This is a genomic window from Chromohalobacter sp., assembly GCF_039830575.1.
Lineage (GTDB): Bacteria > Pseudomonadota > Gammaproteobacteria > Pseudomonadales > Halomonadaceae > Chromohalobacter > Chromohalobacter israelensis.
This window is the reverse complement of the sequence record NZ_JBDOOX010000005.1, coordinates 50,871-76,116: the sequence shown is the minus strand read 5'-3', so window position 1 is coordinate 76,116 and position 25,246 is coordinate 50,871. Positions and strand designations below refer to the sequence as shown.

The 25,246-nt window shown below is 66.9% G+C and carries 25 protein-coding genes; 22 read left to right on the top strand and 3 right to left on the bottom strand.

The features are described from left to right. Genes ABGX75_RS03465 through murB form a run of 4 tightly spaced genes read left to right on the top strand, consistent with a single transcriptional unit; the run spans nt 1 to nt 2,468 of the window. Nucleotides 1-225: a Trm112 family protein gene (locus tag ABGX75_RS03465; RefSeq protein WP_035412461.1), complete on the top strand. Its 225-nt coding sequence runs from the start codon at nt 1-3 to the stop codon at nt 223-225. Further along, on the top strand, nt 222-995 hold the full coding sequence (gene kdsB / locus ABGX75_RS03460; RefSeq protein ID WP_110061678.1) for a 3-deoxy-manno-octulosonate cytidylyltransferase: 774 nt from the start codon (nt 222-224) through the stop codon (nt 993-995). Before ABGX75_RS03465 ends, kdsB begins: the two co-directional genes overlap by 4 nt. Next, nucleotides 995-1,480: a low molecular weight protein-tyrosine-phosphatase gene (locus ABGX75_RS03455; protein ID WP_043559261.1), complete on the top strand. Its 486-nt coding sequence runs from the start codon at nt 995-997 to the stop codon at nt 1,478-1,480. The genes kdsB and ABGX75_RS03455 overlap by 1 nt, the downstream gene beginning before the upstream one ends. Then, a complete protein-coding gene (murB, locus tag ABGX75_RS03450; RefSeq protein WP_011506890.1) occupies nt 1,467-2,468 on the top strand; it encodes a UDP-N-acetylmuramate dehydrogenase in 1,002 nt (333 codons plus the stop codon). The genes ABGX75_RS03455 and murB overlap by 14 nt, the downstream gene beginning before the upstream one ends. A gap of 140 nt (nt 2,469-2,608) precedes the next feature. On the opposite strand, the gene rne is transcribed toward murB, so the two are convergent. Next, on the bottom strand, nt 2,609-6,133 hold the full coding sequence (rne, locus tag ABGX75_RS03445) for a ribonuclease E (protein WP_347410966.1): 3,525 nt from the start codon (nt 6,131-6,133) through the stop codon (nt 2,609-2,611). Between the two features lie 737 nt (nt 6,134-6,870). On the opposite strand from rne, the gene ABGX75_RS03440 reads away from it, so the two are divergent. The 3 genes from ABGX75_RS03440 to sppA all read left to right on the top strand — a co-directional run bounded on the left by ABGX75_RS03440 (nt 6,871) and on the right by sppA (nt 9,663). Further along, nucleotides 6,871-7,818 (top strand): RluA family pseudouridine synthase, encoded by a 948-nt coding sequence (locus ABGX75_RS03440; RefSeq protein ID WP_035412471.1) that lies wholly within the window; start codon nt 6,871-6,873, stop codon nt 7,816-7,818. 67 nt (nt 7,819-7,885) lie between these two features. Then, on the top strand, nt 7,886-8,590 hold the full coding sequence (locus ABGX75_RS03435) for an HAD-IA family hydrolase (RefSeq protein ID WP_035412475.1): 705 nt from the start codon (nt 7,886-7,888) through the stop codon (nt 8,588-8,590). After that, complete coding sequence (gene sppA / locus ABGX75_RS03430; protein WP_347410981.1) at nt 8,590-9,663, top strand: signal peptide peptidase SppA; 1,074 nt, start codon at nt 8,590-8,592, stop codon at nt 9,661-9,663. The genes ABGX75_RS03435 and sppA overlap by 1 nt, the downstream gene beginning before the upstream one ends. A gap of 10 nt (nt 9,664-9,673) precedes the next feature. Here sppA and ABGX75_RS03425 read toward each other — a convergent pair whose 3' ends face one another. After that, nucleotides 9,674-10,255 (bottom strand): Maf family protein, encoded by a 582-nt coding sequence (locus ABGX75_RS03425; protein ID WP_011506895.1) that lies wholly within the window; start codon nt 10,253-10,255, stop codon nt 9,674-9,676. Between the two features lie 126 nt (nt 10,256-10,381). On the opposite strand from ABGX75_RS03425, the gene ABGX75_RS03420 reads away from it, so the two are divergent. The 15 genes from ABGX75_RS03420 (at nt 10,382) to ABGX75_RS03350 (ending at nt 23,248) form a co-directional block, all read left to right on the top strand. Further along, nucleotides 10,382-10,909 carry a YceD family protein gene (locus tag ABGX75_RS03420; protein ID WP_011506896.1) on the top strand — a complete coding sequence of 176 codons (528 nt, stop codon included), beginning with the start codon at nt 10,382-10,384 and terminating at the stop codon, nt 10,907-10,909. 29 nt (nt 10,910-10,938) lie between these two features. After that, nucleotides 10,939-11,109, top strand: coding sequence for a 50S ribosomal protein L32 (gene rpmF, locus ABGX75_RS03415; protein WP_011506897.1), 171 nt, complete (start codon nt 10,939-10,941; stop codon nt 11,107-11,109). Nucleotides 11,110-11,133: 24 nt separating this feature from the next. After that, on the top strand, nt 11,134-12,267 hold the full coding sequence (plsX, locus tag ABGX75_RS03410) for a phosphate acyltransferase PlsX (protein WP_287124013.1): 1,134 nt from the start codon (nt 11,134-11,136) through the stop codon (nt 12,265-12,267). Between the two features lie 5 nt (nt 12,268-12,272). After that, nucleotides 12,273-13,232 (top strand): ACP S-malonyltransferase, encoded by a 960-nt coding sequence (fabD, locus tag ABGX75_RS03405; RefSeq protein ID WP_011506899.1) that lies wholly within the window; start codon nt 12,273-12,275, stop codon nt 13,230-13,232. A gap of 17 nt (nt 13,233-13,249) precedes the next feature. Then, complete coding sequence (fabG, locus tag ABGX75_RS03400) at nt 13,250-13,993, top strand: 3-oxoacyl-ACP reductase FabG (RefSeq protein ID WP_035412948.1); 744 nt, start codon at nt 13,250-13,252, stop codon at nt 13,991-13,993. 99 nt (nt 13,994-14,092) lie between these two features. Then, nucleotides 14,093-14,326, top strand: a complete 234-nt coding sequence (gene acpP, locus ABGX75_RS03395) for an acyl carrier protein (protein ID WP_011506901.1) — start codon at nt 14,093-14,095, stop codon at nt 14,324-14,326. A gap of 174 nt (nt 14,327-14,500) precedes the next feature. Then, the gene (fabF, locus tag ABGX75_RS03390) at nt 14,501-15,733 is read left to right on the top strand and encodes a beta-ketoacyl-ACP synthase II (RefSeq protein WP_011506902.1); all 1,233 of its coding nucleotides are present in this window, start codon (nt 14,501-14,503) and stop codon (nt 15,731-15,733) included. A 5-nt stretch (nt 15,734-15,738) separates the two neighbouring features. Next, nucleotides 15,739-16,554, top strand: a complete 816-nt coding sequence (pabC, locus tag ABGX75_RS03385; protein WP_035412484.1) for an aminodeoxychorismate lyase — start codon at nt 15,739-15,741, stop codon at nt 16,552-16,554. Between the two features lie 14 nt (nt 16,555-16,568). Then, a complete protein-coding gene (gene mltG, locus ABGX75_RS03380) occupies nt 16,569-17,570 on the top strand; it encodes an endolytic transglycosylase MltG (RefSeq protein ID WP_110061672.1) in 1,002 nt (333 codons plus the stop codon). 18 nt (nt 17,571-17,588) lie between these two features. After that, complete coding sequence (gene tmk, locus ABGX75_RS03375; protein WP_110061671.1) at nt 17,589-18,227, top strand: dTMP kinase; 639 nt, start codon at nt 17,589-17,591, stop codon at nt 18,225-18,227. After that, nucleotides 18,218-19,195, top strand: a complete 978-nt coding sequence (locus ABGX75_RS03370) for a DNA polymerase III subunit delta' (protein ID WP_110061670.1) — start codon at nt 18,218-18,220, stop codon at nt 19,193-19,195. The genes tmk and ABGX75_RS03370 overlap by 10 nt, the downstream gene beginning before the upstream one ends. 85 nt (nt 19,196-19,280) lie before the next feature. Beyond that, complete coding sequence (locus tag ABGX75_RS03365; protein ID WP_011506907.1) at nt 19,281-19,610, top strand: PilZ domain-containing protein; 330 nt, start codon at nt 19,281-19,283, stop codon at nt 19,608-19,610. Between the two features lie 48 nt (nt 19,611-19,658). Then, on the top strand, nt 19,659-20,486 hold the full coding sequence (locus ABGX75_RS03360; protein WP_011506908.1) for a TatD family hydrolase: 828 nt from the start codon (nt 19,659-19,661) through the stop codon (nt 20,484-20,486). 21 nt (nt 20,487-20,507) lie between these two features. Further along, complete coding sequence (locus tag ABGX75_RS03355) at nt 20,508-21,062, top strand: DUF1285 domain-containing protein (RefSeq protein ID WP_035412494.1); 555 nt, start codon at nt 20,508-20,510, stop codon at nt 21,060-21,062. Further along, entirely contained in the window at nt 21,059-23,248 is a 2,190-nt protein-coding gene (locus ABGX75_RS03350; protein ID WP_287124012.1) for an ATP-dependent helicase, read from the top strand. Before ABGX75_RS03355 ends, ABGX75_RS03350 begins: the two co-directional genes overlap by 4 nt. Nucleotides 23,249-23,316: 68 nt before the next feature. Here ABGX75_RS03350 and ABGX75_RS03345 read toward each other — a convergent pair whose 3' ends face one another. Beyond that, nucleotides 23,317-24,957: an electron transfer flavoprotein-ubiquinone oxidoreductase gene (locus ABGX75_RS03345; RefSeq protein ID WP_035412953.1), complete on the bottom strand. Its 1,641-nt coding sequence runs from the start codon at nt 24,955-24,957 to the stop codon at nt 23,317-23,319. Nucleotides 24,958-25,246 lie beyond the last annotated feature (289 nt).

Genomic DNA, 25,246 nt, shown 5'->3' with positions numbered 1-25,246 from the left:
ATGGATAAGGAATTGCTGGCGATGCTGGTCTGCCCCCGCTGTCAGGGCAAGCTGAAGTACGACCGCGAACGTGCGGAACTCAAATGCCACTTCGACGGACTGGCGTTTCCCATTGAGGACGAGATTCCGGTGATGCTCGAAGAGCAGGCGCGCCACATGGATGCCGACGAAAAGCTGGGCAAGTCGCCGAAGGCGCCGGGCGAGGCGCGGGATGCCACGTCATGAGTGATGTCGTGGTCGTGATACCGGCACGCTATGGCGCCTCGCGTCTGCCGGGCAAGCCCTTGCTGGACCTCCACGGCGAACCGATGATCGCCCGCGTCTGGCGGCGCGCGTGCCAGAGTGGCGCGACGCGGGTGGTGATCGCCACCGATGACGAGCGCATCGAGGCGGCCATGCAGCCGTACGGTGCGGATGTCATGCTGACCGCGCCCGATCATCCCTCGGGCACCGACCGCCTGGCGGAGGTCGCGGCCCGGCTCGAGCTGGATGCCGACACCATCGTGGTCAACGTGCAGGGGGACGAGCCCCTGTTGCCGCCGGCGTTGATCGACCAGGTGGTACGCCGGCTGGCCGACGACACCACGGCCTCCATTGCCACCCTGGCCGAGCCCATCGGCGACGTGGAAACCTTGTTCAATCCCAACGTGGTCAAGGTCGTGCGCGACCTGCACGGGCGCGCCCTGTATTTCTCGCGGGCGCCGGTGCCCTGGGACCGGGAGCATTTCGCCACGCGTCCCGATTGCCTGGCGACCGATGCCTGGCTGCGTCATATCGGCCTTTACGCCTATCGTGCCGGTTTTCTGGCGGCGTATGTCGACTGGCTGCCGTCGCCGCTCGAGCAGCTGGAACAGCTCGAACAGTTGCGTGCCATGCACCATGGGCACCGAATCCAGGTGGCGCTGGCCGCCGAGGCGCATCCCGCGGGCGTCGACACCGAAGCGGATCTCGCGCGGGTTCGTCGCTTGATCGCCGAGGGGGAAGGGGCGGCATGATACGCATTCTGTTCGTTTGCCTGGGCAACATCTGCCGCTCGCCGACCGCCGAGGGCATCGTGCGATCCCGCCTTCAGGCGGCGGGGCTGGCCGACGAGGTGGCGCTCGACTCGTGCGGTACCGGGCGCTGGCACGTCGGGGAGCCGCCGGATCCGCGCGCCCAGCAGGAAGCCCGCGCACGCGGCATCGACATCGCCTCGCTGCGCGCGCGCCAGCTCTCGGTGGAGGACTTTCGGCGCTTCGACTACCTGCTGGCCATGGACGCGGAGAACCTGGCCCACATGCAGCGCATGGCGCCGGCGGACTGCCAGGCGCACGTCGGTCTGCTGCTGGACTTCGCCGGCGAGCGGGGACGCTCGGTGCCGGATCCCTACTACGGGACGGACGACGGCTTCGCCGAGGTGTTCGCCCTGATCGAGCAGGCGGCGGATGGGCTCATCGATGCCTGCAGGCAGCGCCTGGAGCGTGGCGATGCACATCGCTGACGACGCGCCCCTCGACAATACCCTGGGGTTGCCGTGCCGGGCGGCGCGCCTGGTCGCGGCGACCACCCGCGATGACATCCGTCAGGCGCTGGCCATGGCCCGTCACGACGAGGCGCCGTTGCAGGTGGTGGGCGGCGCGAGCAACGTCATCCTGCCGGCGCGTCTGCCGGGCGTGACGTTGCAGCTGGCATGCGACGACTGGTGGTGGCACGCGGTCGACGAGCAGACGGTGCAGGTGCATGCCGAGGCCGGCCTGTCGTGGCACGAGCTGGTCACCGCCTGTGTCGAGAAAGGCTGGTGGGGCATCGAGAACCTGGCCTTGATCCCGGGGCAGGTGGGGGCCGCGCCGATCCAGAACATCGGCGCCTACGGCGTCGAGCTGGCCGATGTCCTGGAGGCGGTGCATGTCATGTATCGCGAGGATGGTCGCGAGGAGGTGCTGCCCCGCGAGGCCTGCGACTTCGCCTATCGCGACAGTATCTTCAAGCGCTCCCTGGCGGGGCGCGTGGTGGTGACGAAGATCGTGCTGCGCTTGTCGCGCCGTCCCGCGCCGCGTCTCGGCTATGGCGATCTCGCCCAGCGCGTCTCGACGTCACCCACGCCGCACGAGATCTACACGGCAGTGTGCGCCATACGGCGCGAGAAGCTGCCCGACCCCGCGGTGCTGGGCAATGCCGGCAGCTTCTTCACCAATCCCGTGGTCGAGGCCTCGCATGCCGAGCGCTTGTTGCAGGAATTCCCCGACATGCCGCATTTCCCCCAGCCCGATGGCCGCATCAAGCTCGCGGCGGGCTGGCTGATCGACCGCTGCGGCTTCAAGGGACAGCGTTGCGGCGCCTTCGGGATGCATGAGCGTCAGGCGTTGGTGCTGGTGCACTTCGGTGGCGGCGACAGGCCGGCCTTGCTGGCCTGGGCCGAGCGCATTCGCGATGCCGTGCAGCAGCGCTTCAATGTGGTCCTGGAACGCGAGCCGCGTCTGCTGGGGTAGGGCGCTGCGGCACTCGTCGGCGTGGTGGGCACCCCACAGGAAGGCACCATGAAAAACGCCTGAAGGATCATCCTTCAGGCGTTTTCGTGTCGCGGTATGGCGTGTCCGCTCCGGGCGGCCCGGGGGCCGCCCGTGACGACTCAGGCGTTATCGTCGCCCCGGAAGAGGTTCTCCTGCAGACGACGCTGTTCGCGAGGGTCGTTGTGCGCGCGACGGCGACGACGCGGTGCGGATGCCGTCGCCTGCTGCGGCTCGGACGCCTCTGTCGAGGCCGTCTGCTCCGGCTGCGGTGCAGGCGTCTCGGTGGATGCCTTCTCCTCCGATGACGTTGCGGAAGCGTCGCTCGGCGCTTTCGGCTCCGCCTGGGGCTGGGACTCGCTGACCTCGGCCGGTGCTTGCTCGTCGGATGACGAGGCGGCAGCGGCGGCCGGCGTTGTCGGCTCCGCCTGCGGCGCCGGTGCATCGGTCGATGCCTTCTGCTCCGGCTGCGATGCAGGCGTGGCTAGCGTGTCGTCCTGCGGCGTTGCCGTGGAGGACGCGGCGTCCTGACGTGTGTCGACGTCGGCGTCCGCAGAGGACGTGGCAGGCGCTGTCGCCGCCTCGTCCTTCGTCACCGGGGTAGCAGCCTCCTGCTCGACGGTGTCGCGTCCAGTGGACGTGGCTTCGTCGGTGGCAGCGCTGGATGCCGGCTGGGAGTCGCTGGCCTCGCCGCGAGGCGCGTCGGACGCACTGGTCTCGTCGGCGGGTGCCTCGGCGCTCGGTGTCGCATCGCGCGGCGCTTTCGGTTCGCTGAGCGCGGAGGCGTCATCGGCCGGGGCAGAGGCTCGAGTGTCCGCATTCGCGGTCGCCGGTGCCTCGGAGGTCGCACTATCGGCCGGCTGCGCGGCGGCCGCTGCCTCGCGGGGCTGGGACGGTGCTTCAGCTGCCGTTTCCGGTGCGTCGGCCGACGTCTTGCCCTGCGGTGCCGCGTCGGCGGTTTCCGAGGCAGTCCGGGCCGGCTTGGACGCGTTCCGCGAGCGCTTGGACTTGGCGTTGCGCGACTTGGCATCTTGCGACGACTTGGCCGCCGCTGCCTGCGAGCTTTCATCCTCGTCTGTGGGGGCGGCCGCTGCGGCCGGCGCGTCGCTGGGTGCCGTGCTCGTCGGCTCGGCCTCGGGCGAAGCCTGGGTAGCGGTGGCCTGCGGCTGTGTGTTGTCGCCCGTCGACGTTGCGCCTTCGGCTCCCTGCTGCGCTTGCGCCTGCAGCTTTTCCTGCTCGGCGACCGCGTTCGGATTCACGGCATGCTTGCGACTGCGCTGACGCGGATTGTTGCGCGTGCGCTTCGGCTTGCCGTCGCTCTTCGGCGCGTCATCCTGGCTCGGCGTCGTCTGCTTGTCGGACGTGGCCTGCTTGTCGGGCGCGCTCTGCGAAGGCGTTTCCGCCTTGGGCTTGCCGGCCTTGGCGTCCTTGTTTTCCTCGCGGGGCTTGTTGCCGCCCTTGGTGGCGTTGCGTCCATCGTTACGAGAATCGCTGCGCGAGTCGTTGCGCGCGTCGTTGCGAGAGTCGCTGCGCGTGTCCTGGCGGCCCTTGTCGCTGCCACCGCTGCCGCGTGCGTTCTCGTTACGGCCGCCATTGCCGCCATTGCCACGCGAGGAACGCGAGCTGCGGTTGCCATCACGGTTGTCGCTGCGCGACGCCTGGCGATCCTGCGATTCCTCGCCGTTGCGACGCCGGCGATTGCCACCGCGACCGTTGCCGGAGCCGGCATCGCGACGGCTATCGTCGTTCTGACGCTGCTTGCTGCCGGTGTCACCGTCGCTGCGCGAGGTGGACGACTGGTCGCTGCCTTGCCGCTGACGCCGTGCCTCGCTGGTGGTTTTCGAGGCTCCGCTCTGCTGCGCCTGATCGTTCGACTGCTTCGACGGCGAGGTGCTGTCCTCGCCGTTGAGCAGCTTGCCGAGTCCTTTTACCAGACGTGAGAACAGGCCGCTCTCGGCCGGCGTGGAGGCCGGGGCGTCGGCGGCGGGCGCCGGCGTCGGCGTCGCCGGCGGTGCGGTATCGTGCTGCAGCGAGGTCGGCGCCGGGGCGTTGTGGGCCACGCTCTTGACCGCCGCTTCCGCGCGCTGCATCGGCTTGTCGAGTGCCGGATCGGGTTCCTGTGTCAGCTCGGTGGTGGTGGGCAGCTCGAAGCTCGAGCGCTGGCCGTCTTCCTCGCTGACCTGGTCGTCACGCAGGCGCTGCACGTCGTAATGCGGCGTATCCATGTCGGGATTGGGCAGAAGGACGACCTGCACTCCCTGGCGCTGCTCGATATCGTTGAGCACGCTGCGCTTTTCGTTGAGCAGGTAGGTCGCCACGGGCACCGGGAGAATGGCGCGAATCTGGGAACTGCGTTCCTTCATGGCCTCTTCCTCGATGAGGCGCATGATCGACAGCGAAATGGAGCGCACGTCGCGGATGGTGCCCTGGCCGTTGCAGCGCGGGCAGACCACGCCGCTGGTCTCGCCCAGCGACGGGCGCAGGCGCTGACGCGACATTTCCATCAGGCCGAAACGCGAGATGCGCCCGATCTGCACGCGCGCCCGGTCGAGCTTGAGCGCGTCGCGGACGCGGTTTTCCACTTCACGCTGGTTCTTGGCCGGCGTCATGTCGATGAAGTCGATGACCACCAGGCCGCCGATATCGCGCAGACGCAACTGGCGCGCGATCTCGTCGGCGGCCTCGAGGTTGGTCTGCAGCGCGGTTTCCTCGATATCGCTGCCGCGCGTGGCGCGCGCCGAGTTGATGTCGATGGACACCAGTGCCTCGGTGTGGTCGATGACCACGGCGCCGCCCGACGGGAGCTTGACCTCGCGCTGATAGGCGGTCTCGATCTGCGACTCGATCTGGAAACGCGAGAACAGCGGCACGTCGTCGGCGTAGAGCTTGATCTTGTTCTGGTAGGAGGGCATGACCTGGCGGATGAAATGCAGGGCCTCTTCATGCACCTCGGGGCTGTCGATCAAGACCTCGCCGATGTCGTGGCGCAGATAGTCGCGCATCGCGCGGATGATGACGTTGGATTCGCGATAGATCAGAAACGGCGCGCTACGCTTGCCGGCTTCCTCGGTGATGGCCTCCCAGACCTGCACGAGGTAATCCATGTCCCACTGCAGTTCCTCGGGGGAACGACCGATGCCGGCGGTGCGCACGATGACGCCCATCTTGTCGGGCACGGTCAGCTGGCCCATGGCGTCCTTGAGCTGGGCCCGGTCATCCCCCTCGATGCGCCGCGAAATGCCGCCGGCACGGGGGTTGTTGGGCATCAGCACGAGGAAGCGGCCGGCCAGGCTGATGAAGGTGGTCAGCGCGGCGCCCTTGTTGCCGCGCTCCTCCTTGTCCACCTGGACGATGACTTCCTGGCCTTCCTTGAGCACTTCCTTGATGTTGGGACGCCCGGAAGGCTCCTTGGTGAAATACTCGCGGGAGATTTCCTTGAGCGGCAGGAAGCCGTGTCGTTCGGCGCCGAAATCGACGAAGGCGGCTTCGAGGCTGGGCTCGATCCGCGTGATTCGGCCACGGTAGATATTGGCTTTCTTCTGTTCCCGAGCACCGGATTCGATGTCGAGATCGTACAGGCGTTGTCCATCGACGAGCGCGACGCGCAGCTCTTCGGGCTGTGTCGCGTTGATGAGCATTCGTTTCATGCAAGTCTCACTGACTAGGCGTGCCGGTCGAACGGCAAAGCGTGGCAGCGGTGCGACGAATCGTTTGCTTGCATGCTGGTGCTCAGTGCATGTCGTGACGATGTCTTGACGACCCGGAACGGGCCGAGGGCGGCAGGACAGGCATACCAACGGATGTCGCCGCCCCGTTGGGGACGACGCGCGTGATGATGGCCGCCGAATGCGGTGGACGAGAGGGCCCGCCAGCGCTTCGAAGGGTGTTCAACTTCGTTGTTCCGTTCGTATCGATCCCGTTCTACCCATCCCTGAACACTGCAAGAGCATGTTGAGTACACGGCGGAGGCAGGACGTGTTTCGGCGGGAGTGTGTGCCCGTCCGGCCCTGCGGTCATCCGCCAGACAGCTAGCAATTGGTCGATTCGGCGACGCCGGCCCCGGCACGGTGTTTATGTCACCCCGTGTGGTTGGCGACGAGCGAGTCGTGCGCCCCTAGCGGGCATGGCGTTCCAAACGTTCGCTTCCCCTTGGGCGCGACGATGCGGCATCGGCGCGCGGGGGATGTCATGTTCTTCGCTCGGGCCTGCGTGTCTGCAGAGCAGGCGCAACTGACGGGCGCTTGATGCCCATTTGAGCGAGCCTCGAATATAACAGTAAAGCGATAACGCAGCAATTGGCCTCAAGGCTGTCTCGCTGCGGTAGAATGGCGTGTGGCGTCCAGCGCCGAAATCCGGTGGCGATTCGTATAAGGAGAGGGTGCGCATGGCCGAAGGCCGCGACGTACAGTGGGTGGAAGTGAGTGAAGGGCAGGTCGGTCAGCGGATCGACAATTTCTTGCGCACACGGCTCAAGGGTGCGCCCAAGTCGTTGATCTATCGGATCGTGCGCAAGGGGGAGATTCGCGTCAACAAGAAGCGGGTCAAGGCCGACTATCGCCTGGAGCTGGGGGATCTGGTGCGTATCCCGCCGCTGCGGCTGGCACCCGAGGAGGCGGTCCGCGAAGTCAGCGACGGGTTGCGCAACCTGCTGGCGGGCAGCGTGCTGGTCGAAGGGCCGGACTGGCTGGTGATCAACAAGCCGGCCGGGCTCGCCGTGCATGGCGGCAGCGGGGTGAAGATCGGCTTGATCGAGGCCCTGCGTCAGGTGCGCGACGATCTGGACTTCCTCGAGCTGGTGCACCGCCTGGATCGCGACACGTCCGGGTGCCTGCTGCTGGCCAAGTCGCGTACGGCGTTGGTGACCTTGAACCAGGCGCTCAAGGCACACCAGATGGACAAGCAGTATCTGGCGCTGGTGCAGGGGCGCTGGCCGACGCGGCGCGAGTTCGTCAGCGCGCGGCTCGACCGTTTCGATGCGGGCAATGGCGAGCGGCGAGTGCGGGTCGACAGTCAGGGCAAGGTGTCGCGCACGCGCTTCGCCGTGCGCGAGGCCTTTTCGCGTGTCACCTTGATCGAGGCCGAGCCGGTCACCGGGCGCACGCATCAGATCCGCGTCCATGCCGCGCATGCCGGGCACGCCCTGTTGGGCGACGACAAGTACGGCACCCGCGAGGGCGCGCGTCTGGCGCGCGAGCTCAAGCTGGAGCGCCTGTTCCTGCACTCCAACGCCTTGACGTTCCCCGAGCCCAGCAGCGGCCGTCCGGTGCACGTCAAGGCGCCGCTCGGGGAGACCCTCGAGGGGGTGCTGGCGAGGGCGCGGCAAGCGCGCTGAGGGAAACGGTTCACGGCGGTGCCCGGAGCGGGGCGCCGACACAGGGTATCGACGAGGGGGAAGGGGTTTGCGCTATCGGCTAGTGATCTTCGATTGGGACGGCACCTTGATGGACTCCGCGGCGCGTATCGTCGCCTGCATGCAAGCGGCTGCGCGCGATGTCGGCGCCGCGCCGCTGACCGACGCGGCCGTGCGCGACATCATCGGCCTGGGGCTGCCCGAGGCCCTCGAGATTCTGTGCCCGGGGATGCCGGCCGCGCAGCGCGAACGCATGCGCGAGCGCTATTCCGCGCACTTCGTGGCGGCGGATCAGGTGCCGATGGCGTTTTTCGCGGGCGTGGAAGCCGGTATCGCGAGGCTGCGCGGCGAGCCCGGGCTGCGCCTGGCCGTGGCCACCGGCAAGAGTCGTCGCGGGCTGGATCGCGTCTTTGCCCATACCGGCAGCGGTGACTGGTTCCATGCCAGCCGCACGGCCGACGAGACGCGCTCCAAGCCGCATCCTCTGATGCTGGAGGAACTGCTGACCGAGACCGGGGTCGAGCCCCGCGATGCGCTGATGGTCGGCGATACCGAATACGACATGGAGATGGCGCGTGCACTGGGCATGGACCGCGCGGCGGTGACCTATGGCGTGCATGCGCGGGAGCGACTGGCGCGCAGCCAGCCGGTCTGCATGGTGGATACCTTTCCTGCGTTGCTCGAGGCGCTGTACGCGCCCATGGCCGAGCCCCGGCACGCCCCCGCGACGATGATGGCACGGAGTGAGACATGATGGATGATGACAAGCGTGACGACGCCTGGACGCAAGGCCCCGAGGTGGAGCGCGGGTCGCGAGACGAGGACCGCCGGCGCGCCGAGGAGGCCGCCGCCGGCGACCCCGAGCAGCTGCGCGAGCTGCGCCGCCTGCGCGAGCAGCACATGCTCGATCGCTGGATCGATGGCGTTCTCGTCGAACAGCGCCGTACACGACGCTGGAAGCTGTTCTTCCGCTTTGTCTTCGCGGCGCTGATTGCCGCCTCGCTGGCGATGACGACCTATGCGGTATTTTTCGCCGGGCGCGACATGACGGGCACCGCGGGACCGCACCTGGGCGTCGTCGAGGTGCAGGGCGTGATCGATGCGCAGGGCGAGGCGAGTGCCGAGCGCATCATCGAGGGGCTGCGTGACGCCTGGAAAGCGCCGTCGTCGCGGGGCGTGGTGCTGCACATCAACAGTCCGGGCGGCAGTCCGGTACAGTCGCAGCGCGTCTACGACGAGGTTCGCCGTCTGGCGGCGCAGGGCGACAAGCCCGTGGTGGCGGTGATCGAGGACATCGGCGCCAGCGGTGCTTACTACATGGCCTCGGCGGCGGACGACATCTATGCGTCGCCGGCCAGTCTGGTGGGGTCGATCGGGGTGATCTATTCGGGATTCGGGCTGCAGGAAGCCATCGACAAGGTCGGTGTGGAGCGGCGCGTTTTCACTTCCGGTGACAACAAGGCGTTTCTGGATCCCTTCTCGCCGATACGCGACGAGCAGCGCGCGTTCTGGCAGACGGTGCTGGATACCACGCACCGTCAGTTCATCGATGACGTCAAGGCGGGGCGCGGCGATCGGCTCGACGACGACCCCCGTCTCTTCTCGGGCCTGATCTGGACGGGCGAGCAGGCCCTCGGGCTGGGGCTGGTCGACGGGCTGAGCAGCCTCGATGCATTGTCGCGGGAGCGCTTCGGTGGCGTGCCGCGGCGGGATTACACGCCCGCCCTCGACCCCCTGTCGCGCCTGTCGCGTCAGCTCGGGCGCGTCGCCGCCGAATGGACCGGCATGGCCCATCACGCCTCGCCCGTGCGCTATCAGGTGCAGTGACGGCGTCGTCTCAGCCGAGCGGGTCCAGGCCCGCTTCGCGCAGCATCTCGCACAGGCGGATGAGCGGCAGCCCGATCAAGGTATTGGGGTCACGCCCCTCGAGGCGTTCGAACAGCGTGATGCCCAGGCCTTCCATGCGAAAGCTGCCGGCGCTGTCCAGCGGCTGCTCGCGGTCGACGTAATGGGCGATCTCGGTCTCGCTCAAGTCGCGGAAGATCACGTCATAGCGTTCGTGGTCGACCCAGTGGCGGGCATGCGCGGTATCGATGACGGCAATGCCGGTCAGAAAGCGCACGCGCTGGCCCGAGAATCGCTGCAGGTTGGCACGGGCGGTGGCCGCGTCGCCGGGTTTGCCCAGTATCTGGTCATCGAACAGGCAGACCTGGTCGGAGCCGATGATCAGGTGGTCGGGGTACTCCCCGGCCAGGGCCGTGGCCTTGCCAAGGGCGAGGCGGTGTACGAGGGCCTGGGGGGATTCGCGGGGGTGCGGCGTTTCGTCGATGTCCGGCGCGGCCCAGGCGTAGGGCAGCTCGAGGCGGTCGAGAAGCTGGCGGCGCCAGCGGGAGCCGGAGGCGAGAACGAGGCGGGTCATGGCATCTCCTTTTGCACGATTCGAGCAGGGTCGGGCTTGTCACGTCGCAGTCTGGCGCGACATCGGGTGTCTGTACAGCGCGCTTGTTTTGACAGCGTCGGGGCGAGTCCCTATTATTGCGCGCCTATGTTGACCACACGACTCCCCAAGCAGGTCGAGCCCTACAAGCTCGCCGCCAATCATGAATCCCTCGAGGGGCTGGTATCGCTCGACGCGATGTCGCGCCTCGGCGAAGAGATCGGCGCGCAGCAAGGCGATTGCGAAGTCCGTCTGGACTTCGGCATCGATACCCAGGGGCGTCGCCGCATGGAGGGGCAGCTTCAGGCGGCCGTGCAGATCCCTTGCCGGCGTTGCCTGCAGCCCATGCCCGTCACGCTGGAGAGCCGCTTTCTGCTGGGGCTTGTCAGCGATGACAGCCTGGCGAGCGAATTGCCGAGCGACTACGAGCCGGTGTTGGTGGAAAACGAACAGCTGAATCTTCTGCCGGTGGTCGAGGATGAGCTCATCCTCAGCCTGCCTCAGGTGATTTATCATGATGAGGCGGATTGCCCCGTCTCGCGCGACCAGCTGGAAAGCGGCGCTGATGCCGACGTGTCGGAGCAGCCTGCTGCAAGCCCTTTCGAGGTGCTGCGCAACTTGAAAGGCAAACTTTGAATCATCGTCGACACTCTGGAGTGTAACCCATGGCAGTTCAACAGAACCGCAAGACCCGTTCCAAGCGTGGCATGCGTCGCAGCCACGATGCGCTGAGCGCACCGACCCTGTCTCAGGACAAGGAAACCGGCACCACGCATCGTCGTCACCACGTGGCGCCCGATGGCTTCTATCGTGGCCGCAAGGTCGTCGACGTTTAAGACGTCGTCGCCACGCACGTGACCGTGCGAATCGCTATCGATGCGATGGGCGGGGACCTGGGTCCCCGCGCCACCGTTCTCGGCTCTCTTCAGGCGCTCAGCATGCATCCGGATCTCGAGATCCAGATGTACGGCCCTCGCGAAGCGCTGGAAGATGAGCTGGAGACCCTTCCCAAACGCCTTTCCGGCTACCGCTCCCGACTCGTCCTGCATGATGCGCCTCGCGTCATCTCGCAGGCTATGCGTGTGGCGAGCGCGCTGCGTGAGGCCGAGGGGTCGAGCATGCTCGGGGCGTTGTCGAGCGTGCGCGAAGGGCGGGCGCAGGCGTGCGTCAGCGCCGGCAATACCGGTGCGCTGATGGCGCTGGGGCGTCGCGAGCTGGGCACGATCAGCGGTATCTCCCGTCCTGCCATCAGCACGGCCGTGCCGACGCAGGACGGAGGGCGCTGCTATCTGCTCGACCTGGGGGCCAACGTCGATGTCCAGACGCGCCATCTGGTCGATTTCGCCCGCATGGGGGCAGTCATGGCGCGCGTGGTCGATGAAGTGGCGGTGCCTCGCGTGGCGCTCTTGAACATCGGCGTCGAGGCCAACAAGGGCGTGCCCAGCGTGCGCGATGCGGATCGGTGTCTGCGTGAAGACGCGAGCCGCCGCATCGGCGACGGTACGTTCGACTATATCGGCTATCTCGAGGGCGATGGCATCTTTTCCGGTGCGGCGGACGTCGTGGTCTGCGACGGTTTCGTGGGCAACGCGGTACTCAAGGCCAGCGAAGGGTTGGCGACGATGCTGCTGACGCGATTGCAAGAAACGTTCGAGGCACATTTGACGACGCGCATGGTGAGAGCGATGGCACGCCCGGCATTGCTGCGTCTCAAGCGTCGGCTCGACCCGGTGCGCTATAATGGCGCCAGTCTCCTGGGACTTGCCGGTATCGCCGTCAAGAGCCACGGGGGCGCGGATGCCAAGGGATTTGCCTATGCCGTATCGCGTGCGGTGCGCGAAATCGACATGGACCTGCCGGCGCATCTGGCGCGGGCATTGAGCGACGAGGGCGCTGCCAAGCCTTCTACCCACTCGGCCGCGGCAGTCGGCGGTCGAGTGGATAGCGGGTTGGCGAGTGACGCCAGACCCGACGACTCCCATCCTCAAAGGTGACTGTCATGACTCAATCCCTCGCCCTTGTCTTTCCAGGGCAGGGCTCCCAGCAGGTCGGCATGCTGAGGGAGCTGGCCGAGCGCTACAGCGTGGTGCGGACCACGTTCGACGAAGCCTCGGGCGCGCTGGGTTACGATCTCTGGAAAGTGGTCCAGGAAGGCCCGGAAAGCACCTTGAACACCACCGCCTGCACGCAGCCGGCACTATTGACGTCCAGCGTGGCGATCTGGCGTGTCTGGCAGGAGCTGGAAGGCCCGCGCCCGCTGGTCATGGCCGGCCACAGCCTGGGCGAATACAGCGCCATGGTCTGCGCCGGCGTCATCGGTTTCGCCGAGGGCGTGCGCCTGGTGCGCCTGCGTGGCGAGGCCATGCAGGCGGCCGTGCCGGAAGGCCAGGGCGCCATGGCGGCCGTGCTGGGCCTCGACGATGAAACGGTCGAGACCGCGTGTCGCGATGCGGCGCAAGGTGAAGTGGTGTCGGCGGTCAACTATAATGCGCCGGGTCAGGTCGTGATCGCGGGCAACAAGTCGGCCGTGGAGCGTGCCATTTCGCTGTGTCAGGAGGCGGGAGCCAAGCGCGCTCTGCCGTTGCCGGTGTCGGTGCCGTCGCACTGCGCGCTGATGCAGCCGGCCGCCGAGCGTCTCGCCGAGGAAATCGGCGGTCTCGATCTCAAGACGCCGCGCTACACCGTGGTGCAGAACGTCGATGCCCGTGCTCACGACGACGTCGACACGCTCAGTCAGCGTCTCGTCGAACAGCTTTATCGCCCGGTGCGCTGGACGGACTGCGTCAACGCCATGCACGAACGTGGCGCCCGGGTGTTCATCGAGTGCGGCCCCGGCAAGGTGCTGACCGGTCTCAACAAGCGGATTCAGCGTCAGGCCAAGGGGCTGGCCGTCAACGACCCCGACTCGCTGGAAAGCGCGCTGGAGCTGGCGCGTAGCGAAGGGGATGAATCTCAGTGATGAATGCGGGAAATCAGATGACAAGCGAACGTAGGGTCGCCCTGGTCACGGGGGCCAGTCGTGGCATCGGGCAAGCGATTGCACGCGAGCTCGGCCGCCAGGGACGCGTGGTGATCGGCACCGCTACCAGCCAGGCGGGCGCCGACAGCATCGATGCCGACCTCAAGGCGCACGGCATCGACGGGGCGGGTCGCGTGCTCGACGTGACCGATCAGGCCAGCGTCGATGCCCTGATCAAGTCCATCGGCGAGGAATTCGGCGCGCCCACCATCCTGGTCAACAATGCCGGCATCACGCGCGACAATCTGTTGATGCGCATGAAGGAAGACGAATGGGACGCGGTGCTCGACACCAACCTCAAGTCGCTGTATCGCGTCACCAAGGCCTGCGTGCGGGGGATGACCAAGGCGCGCTTCGGGCGTATCGTCAGCATCAGTTCGGTCGTGGCCACCATGGGGAATCTGGGCCAGAGCAACTATGCGGCGGCCAAGGCCGGGATGGAAGGGTTTTCCCGTTCTCTGGCACGTGAAGTCGCTTCGCGCGGAATCACCGTCAACAGCGTGGCGCCGGGGTTCATCGCTACCGACATGACGCAAGCACTGCCTCAGGCTCAGCATGATGCACTGCTTGAAAACATTCCCCTGGCACGCCTGGGCGCGCCTGAGGAAATCGCTGCCGCCGTCGGCTTCCTGACCAGTGACGGTGCCGGTTACATCACCGGTGAAACGCTGCAGGTCAACGGCGGCATGAATATGCGTTAACGCCCCTGCAGGCGCTGGTTGCGTCGTCTGGGAGCGGTCTATAAACTACCCGCAGCTTTCTAGAGCTAGCGGATTCGTACCACTAGGAGTAACGATATAATGAGCACCATCGAAGAGCGCGTGAAGAAGGTTGTGGCCGAGCGCCTGAACGTCAAGGAAGAAGACATCCAGAACACGTCTTCCTTCACCGAGGATCTCGGCGCCGACTCGCTGGATACCGTCGAGCTGGTGATGGCGCTCGAAGAGGAATTCGACACCGAGATTCCCGATGAAGAAGCCGAGAAGATCACCACCGTTCAGGAAGCGATCGACTACGTCGTCGCTCACCAGTAAGTAGAGCGGTGCCGGGTCGGCCCGGTTCGAAATCGACTCGCGAAGGCCGCTCTGTCATCAGGGCGGCCTTCGTCGTTTGTGCATGCTTGCCGTCTCCATCCCGGCGGCGAATCGGGTATAATGCGCGCCAAACACGGCCATGCCGTGCCAACTCGCAAGTCTGGAGGAGAGCTGATGCCTCGTAAAAGGGTCGTGGTGACCGGATTGGGCCTAGTGACCCCTGTCGGTAACACTGTCAAGGAAAGCTGGGACAACATCCTGGCAGGCAAGAGCGGCATCTCGCTGATCGACCAGTTCGATACGTCGGGATTCAACACGCGCTTCGGCGGTTCGGTGAAGGACTTCGATATCAGTCCGTACCTGAACCCCAAGGATGCGCGCAAGATGGATCTGTTCATCCAGTACGGAATCGCGGCGGCCGGGCAGGCCATCGCCGACGCCGGGCTGGAAAGCAACGACGACAACGCGGACCGCATCGGTGTGGCGATCGGCTCGGGCATCGGCGGTCTGCCGATGATCGAGCACAACCACAACGCACTGAACCGTGGCGGGCCGCGCAAGATTTCCCCCTTCTTCGTGCCGGGGTCGATCATCAACATGATCTCCGGCAATCTGGCGATCCAGCATGGCTTTCGCGGTCCCAACATCGCCATTACCACGGCGTGCACCACCGGGACGCACAACATCGGCTACGCGGCTCGCACCATCGCGTACGGCGATGCGGATGCCATGGTCTGCGGCGGGGCCGAAATGGCCACCACGCCGCTGGGCCTGGGCGGGTTCTCGGCGGCCCGGGCACTGTCCACGCGCAATGACGATCCCGCCGCGGCGAGCCGCCCCTGGGATCGCGAGCGCGACGGTTTCGTGCTCTCCGACGGGGCCGGGGTGCTGGTGCTGGAAGAGTACGAGCATGCCAAGCGCCGAGGCGCGCCCATCTATGCCGAGCTGCTGGGCTTCGGCATGAGCGACGACGCCTATCACATGACCGCGCCCAATGGCAGCGGCGCCGAGATGGCGATGCGCAACGCGGTCAAGGATGCGGGCATCGAGGCCGGCCAACTGGGCTACATCAATGCGCACGGCACCTCCACCCAGGCGGGCGATGTCGCCGAGAGCCAGGCGGTGGAGCGCGTCATGGGCGAGGCGGCCAAGTCCGTGGCGGTGAGTTCCACGAAGTCGATGATCGGCCACTTGCTGGGTGCCGCCGGCGCGGTCGAGGCGATCTTCAGCATCCTCGCCATTCGCGATCAGGTCGCGCCGCCGACCATCAATCTCGACGACCCCGATGAAGGCTGCGTGCTCGACTACGTGCCCAACACGGCGCGCGAGATGGCCATCGACTACACCCTGTCGAACTCCTTCGGCTTCGGTGGTACCAACGGGTCACTGATCTTCGGTCGTACCTGATCGCCATGGGCGACGAGGCGGTACCGTTCGACGATCGGGGCCTCGCTTACGGGGACGGTCTCTTCGAGACCGTCCTCGTGCGTGACGGGCAGCCTGTCCTGTGGCAAGCGCACATGGCGCGGCTGGCGCGGGGAGCCGACCGCCTGGGGCTGCCCATGCCGGCGGCCGAGACGTTGAACGCGCTGCCCGGGCGGGCGGAAGGTGGCCTGCAGGTGCTCAAGCTGCTCGTGACGCGCGGCAGTGGCGGGCGCGGGTACGCCGTGCCCGATACGCCCAGGCCGCGTCTGCGCTGGCGTTTCTCCCCCTTCGCGCCCATGCCCCGGCGATGGCGCGAGGGCGTGCACGTGCGCCTGTGCCACCTGCGCCTCGGTCACCAGCCGCTGCTGGCCGGCATCAAGCATCTCAATCGTCTCGAGAACGTACTGGCGCGTCGCGAATGGCAGGCCCCCGAGATTGCCGAGGGCCTGCTCCGCGACCAGCAAGATCGCCTCGTCGAAGCGACCAGCATGAATCTGGTATGGCGACGTCACGGGCGGCTGGAGACGCCGAGCCTGACAGCATGCGGCGTGGAAGGAACCCTGCTGTCGACCCTGCGCGAGCATTTGCCGATCCATGCCTGCGACGCGGGCATCGACGCCCTGGTCGAGGCCGAGGCGGCATGGGTGCTCAATTCGGTGCAAGGCGCCTGGCCACTGGCACGCCTGGACGATGCGCAAGGTGGCTGTCTGAAGCGTTGGTCGATGGGTACCGAGCACAGGCAATTACAACGCCACGCCCAGGCGCTGCTGGGATATCCCGCGAGTGCCCTGGGCGAGGCTTGAAACAAGGTAGCGACATGCGAGTGGTCAAGATTTTATTGGGCGGGGCGGCGCTGGTGGGCGTGGCGGCATTCGGCGCCTACCAGTATTGGCAATCCCGGCTGGCGGCCCCGATCGCCCTCGAGGCGCCCACGATCTACGAGGTGCCGCGTGGCGCGGGGTTCCAGCAAATCCTGGGCGAGCTCGAGTCGCAAGGCATCATCGAGGCCGCCTGGCCGTACCGCGTGCTGGCGAAACTCTCGCCGGAAGCGGTGAACGGCCTGCGCTCCGGCGAGTTCGAGCTCACCCCGGGCATGAGCGGTCGCGAGATGGTGGCACGGCTCTCCAGCGACAATATCGTCACCTATCGCCTCACCATTCCCGAGGGATGGACGTTCGCGCAGATGCGCCGCGCACTGGCCGAGGCCCCCAAGCTCGAGCATCGCACGCAGGACATGAGCGATGCGGAGGTCATGGCGGCGCTGGGGCATGAGGACGAGCATCCCGAAGGCCGCTTTTTCCCCGATACGTACCGCTATCACAAGGGAATGACGGATCTGGCGCTGCTCGAACGCGCCTATGCGCGCATGGACAACATGCTGCGCGACGCCTGGGCGGGACGCAGCGACGATCTGCCTCTAGAGACGCCTTACGAAGCCCTCATCCTGGCGTCGTTGATCGAGCGCGAAACGGGCGTGCCGAATGAGCGTCGGCGGATCGCCGGCGTCTTCGTGCGGCGTCTCGAGCGTGGCATGCGCCTGCAGACCGATCCCACGGTCATCTACGGCATGGGCGAGGACTACGATGGCAACATCACGCGCGATGACCTGCGTCGCGAAACGCCCTACAACACCTACGTGATCGACGGCCTGCCGCCCACGCCGATCGCCATGCCCGGCGAAGCTTCCCTGGAAGCTGCCGTGGACCCCGCCTCCGGGGACGCCCTGTATTTCGTGTCCCGGGGCGACGGATCGCACTATTTTTCCAGTACGCTGGCCGAACACAATGCCGCGGTACGCCGCTATATCCTCAACCGCTGAGCGAGGGCGACCATCACCATGACGCCAGGACGTTTCATCACCCTCGAGGGGGGCGAAGGGGTGGGGAAGTCCACCAACGTGGCCTTCGTCTGCGACTGGCTGAGCGCGCGGGGCATCGAGGTGGTGCGTACGCGCGAGCCGGGGGGGACCCCCCGCGCCGAGGCGATTCGCGAGCTGCTGCTCGACCCCGCGCCGCAGGAGCCGCTCGACGAGACTGCCGAGCTGTTGCTGATGTTCGCCGCCCGTGCCCAGCATCTGGCCGCGCGGATCCGTCCGGCCCTGGCGCGCGGTGCCTGGGTGGTATGCGACCGCTTCACCGATGCCACCTTCGCCTACCAAGGCGGCGGGCGAGGGCTGGACGAGACGCGTATCGCCACCCTGGAAACCCTGGTGCAGCAAGGCTTGCAGCCGGACTTGACGCTGCTGCTGGACATGCCGGTGGAAGCCGCGCAGCGCCGGGTCGAACGACGCGGCATCGAACGCGACCGCTTCGAGCGCGAGCGCGGGGCATTCTTCAATGCCGTGCGCGAGAGCTATCTTGCCCGGGCCGCCCAGGCGCCGACGCGTTTCGCCGTGGTCGATGCCGATCGCAGCCTGGAGGCAGTGCAAGCGTCGATCGCCGCACACCTGACCGAGAGGTTGGCATCATGGTCATGACGCCGTTGCCCTGGCAGCGGGATCTGTGGACGCGGCTGGTGCGTCAGCAGGATGCCCAGCGTCTGCCTCACGCGCTGCTGATCTCGGGCCCCCACGGGGTCGGCAAGCACGATCTCGCCGACGCCCTGATCGCGCGCACCCTGTGCCATGCGCCGGGGGAGACGGCCTGCGGCGAGTGTCATGCCTGTCACATGCTGGCCTCGGGCTATCACCCCGATCTGCTGGACATCTCCCCGGCGGAGAAGCGCCGCCAGATACGTATCGATCCGATCCGCCAGGTCAATGCCTTCGTCTCGCAGACCGCGCAGCAGGGCGGCCATCGGGTGATTCGCCTGCATCCTGCCGAGGCCATGAACGTGGCCGCCTCCAACGCTCTGCTCAAGAGCCTGGAGGAACCCGGGGAAAGGACCCTGTTCGTGCTGCTGGCCGACATCCCCTCGCGCATGCTGCCGACGATTCGCTCCCGCTGCCAGCACTGGAGCCTGGGCGTGCCCGATGCGGAAAGCGCCTTGCCCTGGTTGAGCGAACGCCTCGAGGATGCGGAGCAGGCGCGCTTCTGGCTGCGCGTTGCCGGCGGGCTGCCGCAGTTCGCGCTGGAGCTGGCCGAGGGGCGCGCGCTGCGCCAGGAATTGCGGGAACTGTTCGATGCCCTGGTGCGCGGTGCCGAGCCGGTCGCCGAGGCGGCGCGCCTCGATCCCCAGTCGTTGGACCGCGTGCTGTGGTACGGTATCGTCTGGCTCGAGGATCTGATCCGCCTGGGCGTGGCCGGCGATGCCGAGCACGTGCGCAACCCGGATCTGCTGCCGTTGTACCGGCAGGCAGTCAAGAACGCGCGGGTGCGCGACTGGTTTCGCCTGCTCGATTATGCCCGCGAACAGCGGCGCCTGATCGCGGCGGGCGGCAATCCCAACGCGCAACTGGTGCTGGAGGCCTGGCTGGTGCGCTGGGCATCGTTGCTGCGATCTTGACGGTGCCGTGGCGTCGCCGACGGTGCGGCGATCGTGTCCGGTCGCTTCCGCATCGGTCCGATGCCCTTGTTACGGAGTGTTCTGCGTGGCGCAAAAAGCCTTGTCCCTGACATTTCACGATACCCAGACCCTGCACGCGGCCTACATGCCCTGGTTGCAGCGCGGCGGCATCTTCGTGCCCACGTCGGAGCGCTATTCGCTCGGCGATACGGTGTACCTGCTGGTGACCCTGCCGGAGGAAAGCGAGCGCCTGCCGGTGTCGGGGAGCGTCGCCTGGCTGTCGCCACCCGGCATCGGGGGGCGGCGCGTGCCGGGCATCGGGGTGCATTTCAGCGCCGACGACCAGCGCGTGAAGACGTTGATCGAGGCGTGTCTCGACGGTGTCACGCCGACGCGTCCCAGCTATACCCTTTGATTCATGCCGCGGGTCGTGTGCCGGCCCGTTCGATCGTTTAGGTACCCCATGTTCGTTGATTCCCATTGTCACCTCGACCGACTCGATCTCGCCGCCCATGACGGCCAGCTCGCCACTGCCCTGGACGCCGCGCGCCAACGGGGCGTGCGTCAGTTCCTGGCGATCGCCGTCACGCTGGACGACGTGCCCGGGCTGGTCGATATCGCCCGTGCCCACGACGATGTGACGTTTTCCGCCGGCGTGCACCCCCTGCATACGGTGCCGGACGAACCCGACACCCAGGCCATCGTCGCCTGCGCCGAACGCCATGGGGCGGTGGCCATCGGCGAGACGGGACTGGATTATCACTACGACGGCGTCGCCCACGACGTCCAGTACGCCCGCTTCGCCAACCATCTGCGTGCGGCTCGCGAGCTCGCGTTGCCGGTGATCGTGCACACGCGTGACGCCAAGGAAGACACCCTGGCGCTGATCCGCGAGCATACCGACCCGGCGGTGGGAGGCGTGCTGCATTGCTTCACCGAGGACCTCGACATGGCGCGGGAAGCGATAAGGCTGGGGTTCTATATTTCCCTCTCCGGTATCGTCACCTTCCGCAATGCCACCGCCGTGCGTGAATTGGCGCGCCGCATTCCGCTCGACCGTCTGCTGATCGAGACGGACAGCCCCTACCTGGCGCCGGTACCGCATCGCGGCAAGCCCAACGAGCCGCAATGGGTGGTGGAAGTCGCCGAGTGCATCGCCGCCGAGCGCGGGATCAGCGTCGACGAAGTGGCGATGCAGACCACCGCCAACTTTTATCGGCTGTTTCGCGAGGCATTGCCCGAGGCCCCGGAAGACGTGCGCGAGGCGCTGACGCACCTGACCGGCCAGTAATGCCATGCACGAGGAGGCAGCATGTCACTTGAGTCGATGACCGCACACCTCGAGGCATCGCAGGCGAGCGAGATCCCGCCCCTCGACCGCTGGGATCCGCCGTTCTGCGGTGACATGGCCTTGACCATCGCCGCCGACGGCCGCTGGTGGCACGAGGGCGCGCCGATCGGTCGCGCACGTCTGGTGCGGCTGCTGTCGCGCCTGTTGCGGCGCGAGGCGGACGGCGACTATTACCTGGTGACGCCGGCCGAAAAGCTGCGCATCCAGGTCGAGGACCGTCCCTTCCTGATCGTCGATGCCGACTGCCAGGACGGGGTCTGGACGTTGACCACCCAATGGGGCGATAGCGTGACCCTCGACGCGTCGCGGCGCCTTGCGATCAGCCCCACGCCCGCCGGGGAGCCGGTGCCGGAAGTGCCCATCCGTTTCGGGCTGGCGGCGCGGCTCAATCGCAACGTCTATTACCGTCTGATCGAACTTGCCGAGCTTTGCGAAGGTGACGAGGGCACGGCACTGGGGGTCTACAGCGACGGCATCTGGCAGCCGCTCGGGCATCTTCCCGGGGAGCTGCCGTGAGCGAGCCTCCCACGCCCGAACAACGCGCCGTGGTGGGGCACGGCCAGGGACATGCCCGCGTCTCGGCGGTGGCCGGCGCCGGCAAGACCACCACGCTGGTCCAGCGGGTCCTGCACCTGCTGGCCAGTGGCGTGCCGCCCCAGCGCATTCTGGTGCTGATGTTCAATCGCGCCGCCCGCGAGGACTTCACGGCCAAGCTGCAGCGCGAGGCGACGGGGCAGCGCCTGCCCGACGTGCGCACCTTTCACTCCATCGGTCACCGACTGACCCAGACGCTGACGCGCTGGGGATACCTCTCGCCCCGGCAGTTGATCGCGGCGGACTGGCAGCGCGAGCGTCTCCTGCGCCAGGCGGTGCAGATGAGCCTGGAGCAGGCCGATGACAGCCAGCGTCAGGCGGCGCTGGAAGCCGACCGGCTCGAGACGCTCGCGCAGTTCTGCGAACTCGTCAAGGCCGAGATGCGCACGCCCGAGGAGCTTCACGAACGCCTCGACTTCGGGGACGACACCCAGCATTTCTGCGAGGCGTACGCGCATTTCGAAACCCTCCTCGCCGATCACGGCGTGATGACCTACGCCGACCTGCTCTACCGGCCGTTGCGCTGCCTGGAGGCGACGCCCGAGGCGCGCGCCCGCGTGCAGGGATTTCTCGACCACGTGATCGTCGACGAATACCAGGACATCAACGAAGTACAGCAGCGCCTGCTGGCCATTCTCGCGGGGAAGCGCGCACAGGTGATGGCGGTCGGCGACGCCAACCAGTGCATCTACGAGTGGCGCGGTGCGCGCCCGGACGCCATGTTCGAGCGTTTCGGCGCACTGTTCGGCACGGCTCACGACTACCCGTTGTCGTACACCTTCCGGCACGGTCATGTGCTGGCGCTGGCGGCCAACCATGCGATTCGCGCCAACCGCCGGCGTCCCGATCAGCTGTGTCTGGCGGCGCCGGGCACCCCGACGACCCGAGCCGACGTGGCCGTGGGCAATGCGGCGCTGCTCGAGGCGCTGCGCGAATGGCAGCAGGCCGGACGCGCGCTGAGCGAAACCTGCGTGATGGTGCGCAGTTGGGCCCTGTCGGTCTCCGTACAGTTGCAGCTGTTGCGCGCGGGGGTCCCGTTCCGGCTCGCCCGCGAGGACCGCTTCGTCTTTCGTCTGCCGCTGGTGCAGGCGCTGGCCGGTTACCTGGCCCTGGCGCGCGACGGCAACCGCCTGCACGACCCCGAGCAACTCAACCTGCTGCTGTCGCAACCGACGGTGTTCGTGCCGCGCGAGACGCTGACCGCGCTGGCCCGGCAGCTGGCGCACACCCAGCAATGGCCCGAACGTCACGACCCGTTGTTGAGCGCCTTGAAGCCCCTGCAGCGGCGCAATCTCAAGCGGCGCTGGCAGTTGCTCTGCGAATTGCCGCGCCTGGGGCATTGGCCGCCGGCCAAGTTGCTCGAACACGTCGTGGAAGCCACCGAGGCGGACAAGGCGCTCAAGCGTGCGGCCTCGCGCCGCGCCAAGGCGGAGGATGACGTGCGCCTGCTCGATGTGCTGATCGAGCAGGCGGGCGAGCTCGCCAACGATCCCGATGCCTTCATCGAGCTGCTGAGCCAGCCGGTCGAGGGCCGCGAGGATGGCGTGCTGGTGACCACGGTGCATGGCGCGAAAGGGCTGGAATGGCCCCTGGTCGCCTTGTGGGGCGTCAACGAAGAGGATTTTCCGCATTACACGCGGGAGACCCCGCTGGATGCCGAGCGTCTCGAGGAAGAGCGCCGCCTCTACTATGTCGCGATCACGCGGGCGCGCGAGCGTCTGCTGGTGCTCCACGACGGCGGCGACCATCGTCCCAGCCGCTTCATCGACGAGACTGCCTGGGACGACTGCCACCGCGCCGCCGCCGCGCTCGGCGAGGCGCCGTTTGAGTCGCTGGCGGTGCGCGCACCGGAGGTGGTGGGGCCTTATCTGGAGCGCTGCGGCGTGCGTCTGCCCGTGACCCGCGTCGAGGAAAGCGCGACCGCCGCGACCCGCCACTGGGAGGTGGGGCAGTGGGTGCGCCACGGGGTCTTCGGCGAGGGCGAGATCGTGGTGCTCGAAGGTGATCCCGCCAATCCGGTCATCGAGGTGCGTTTCACCCAGGCCGGCCGCCGACGGCTGATCGCGGCAAGGGCGCCGCTCGAGCCCATGGCGGCGCAGGCGAGCTGACAGGCGTCCCGCCGCCGGGCGGCTGGCGAGACGCTATCTTGGCGAGACGCTATCTCTCGGGCGAGGGCCTACATGTTGGGGTAGTTGGGCCCACCGCCGCCTTCCGGCGCGACCCAGGTGATGTTCTGGGAGGGGTCCTTGATGTCGCAGGTCTTGCAGTGCACGCAGTTCTGGAAGTTGATCTGGAACCTGGGCTCGCCGTTTTCCTCGACGATTTCGTAGACCCCGGCGGGGCAATAGCGCTGCGCGGGCTCGGCGTATTCCGGGAGATTGACGCGCACCGGAATCTCGGGATCGGTGAGCCGCAGGTGGCAGGGCTGATCCTCTTCGTGGTTGGTATTGGAGAGGAAGACCGACGAGGCCTTGTCGAAGGACAGCTTGCCATCGGGCTTGGGATACTCGATGGGCGTCGCCTCGCTGGCATGGCGCATGCTGGCATGGTCGGGCGTGGTGTCGTGCACGGTGGGAAGCTTGCCGCCCAGCCACTGGTCCAGGAAGTTGTAGGCGCCGCCCTTGACGGTGCCGTACTTGTGAATCGCGGGGCCGAAGCTGCGGCTTTCGTGCAATTCCGCCCAGGCCCAGCTGTTGCGCCACTTGGTGGTAAAGGAAGACAGCTCCTGGCCGCCCTCGTCGCCGCCCACGAAGGCCTCGAACACGCTCTCGGCCGCCACCAGGCCGGATTTCATCGCCATGTGGATGCCCTTGATCTTGGCGAAGTTGAGCGTACCGGCGTCGCAGCCGATCAACAGGCCGCCGGGAAAGGTCATTTTGGGCAGACTGTTGGCGCCGCCCTTGGTAATGGCGCGTGCCCCATAGGAAACGCGCGAACCGCCTTCCAGGTACTGCTTGAGCACCGGGTGGTGCTTCATGCGCTGGAATTCGTCGAAAGGCGACAGGTAAGGATTGTCGTAGGACAGGTCGACGATCAGGCCGACCACGACCTGCTGGTTCTCGGCATGGTAGAGAAACCAGCCGCCGTGGGTGTCGCCGGGCAGCGGCCAGCCGGAGCCGTGCAGCACGCGTCCGGGCTCGTGCTTGTCGGCCGGCACGTCCCACAGTTCCTTGAGGCCCAGGGCGTAATGCTGGGGATCGCAACCCTCGTCGAGCGAGAAGCGCTGGATCAGCCGCTTGCCGAGATGGCCGCGGGCGCCCTCGGAGAACAGCGTGTACTTGGCGCGAAGCTCCATGCCCGGCATGTGTCCGGGCTTCTCGCTGCCATCGGCGGCCACGCCCATGTCGCCGACGACGATGCCGCGCACCGTGCCGTCCTCGTCGTGCAGGGTCTCCTGGGCGGCGAAGCCGGGAAATATCTCCACGCCCAGCTGCTCGGCCTGTTCGGCCAGCCAGCGGCACAGGTTGCCGGCACTGATCACGTAGTTGTCGTACGCGCCGCCGGTGTTGTGCATGCTCTTGGGGATCAGCGCGTTGGGAAGCTTCTGCGCATTCTCGGCGTCCTTGAGCAGATACAGGTCATCGCTGACGACCGGCGTGGTCAGAGGGGCGCCGCGCGATTCCCAGTCGGGGAACAGCTCGCGCAGGGCGCGCGGCTCGAGCACCGCTCCGGAGAGGATATGCGCGCCCACCTCGGAGCCTTTCTCGACCACGCAGACACTGAGTTCGCGCTGCGCCTCGTTGGCCTGCTGCATCAAGCGACAGGCGGCCGAAAGCCCCGCAGGGCCGGCGCCGACGATGACGACGTCGAAATCCATGTATTCGCGTTCCACGGCTTGATCTCCTTCATCTTCGCGTCGGGCGAGCGCCTCACCCGGTCATGCGCGCCACGTCGCTCGGGGAGAGCGGCACATGAACAATGTTTCGTGGTTGAATTGTATTTTAAACGGTTGTTTGATTCCAGCCGGAACGGCCGACGCGCATGATGTCATCTTCCATGGAGTTTGTCTGCGACTCAGGCGTGGGGCGCTGCGGGGTTTGACCGCGTTGGACGAGTTCACGCAATATTATATAGGGTCGCCGAGTGTGTAACGGGCGACATTTTTT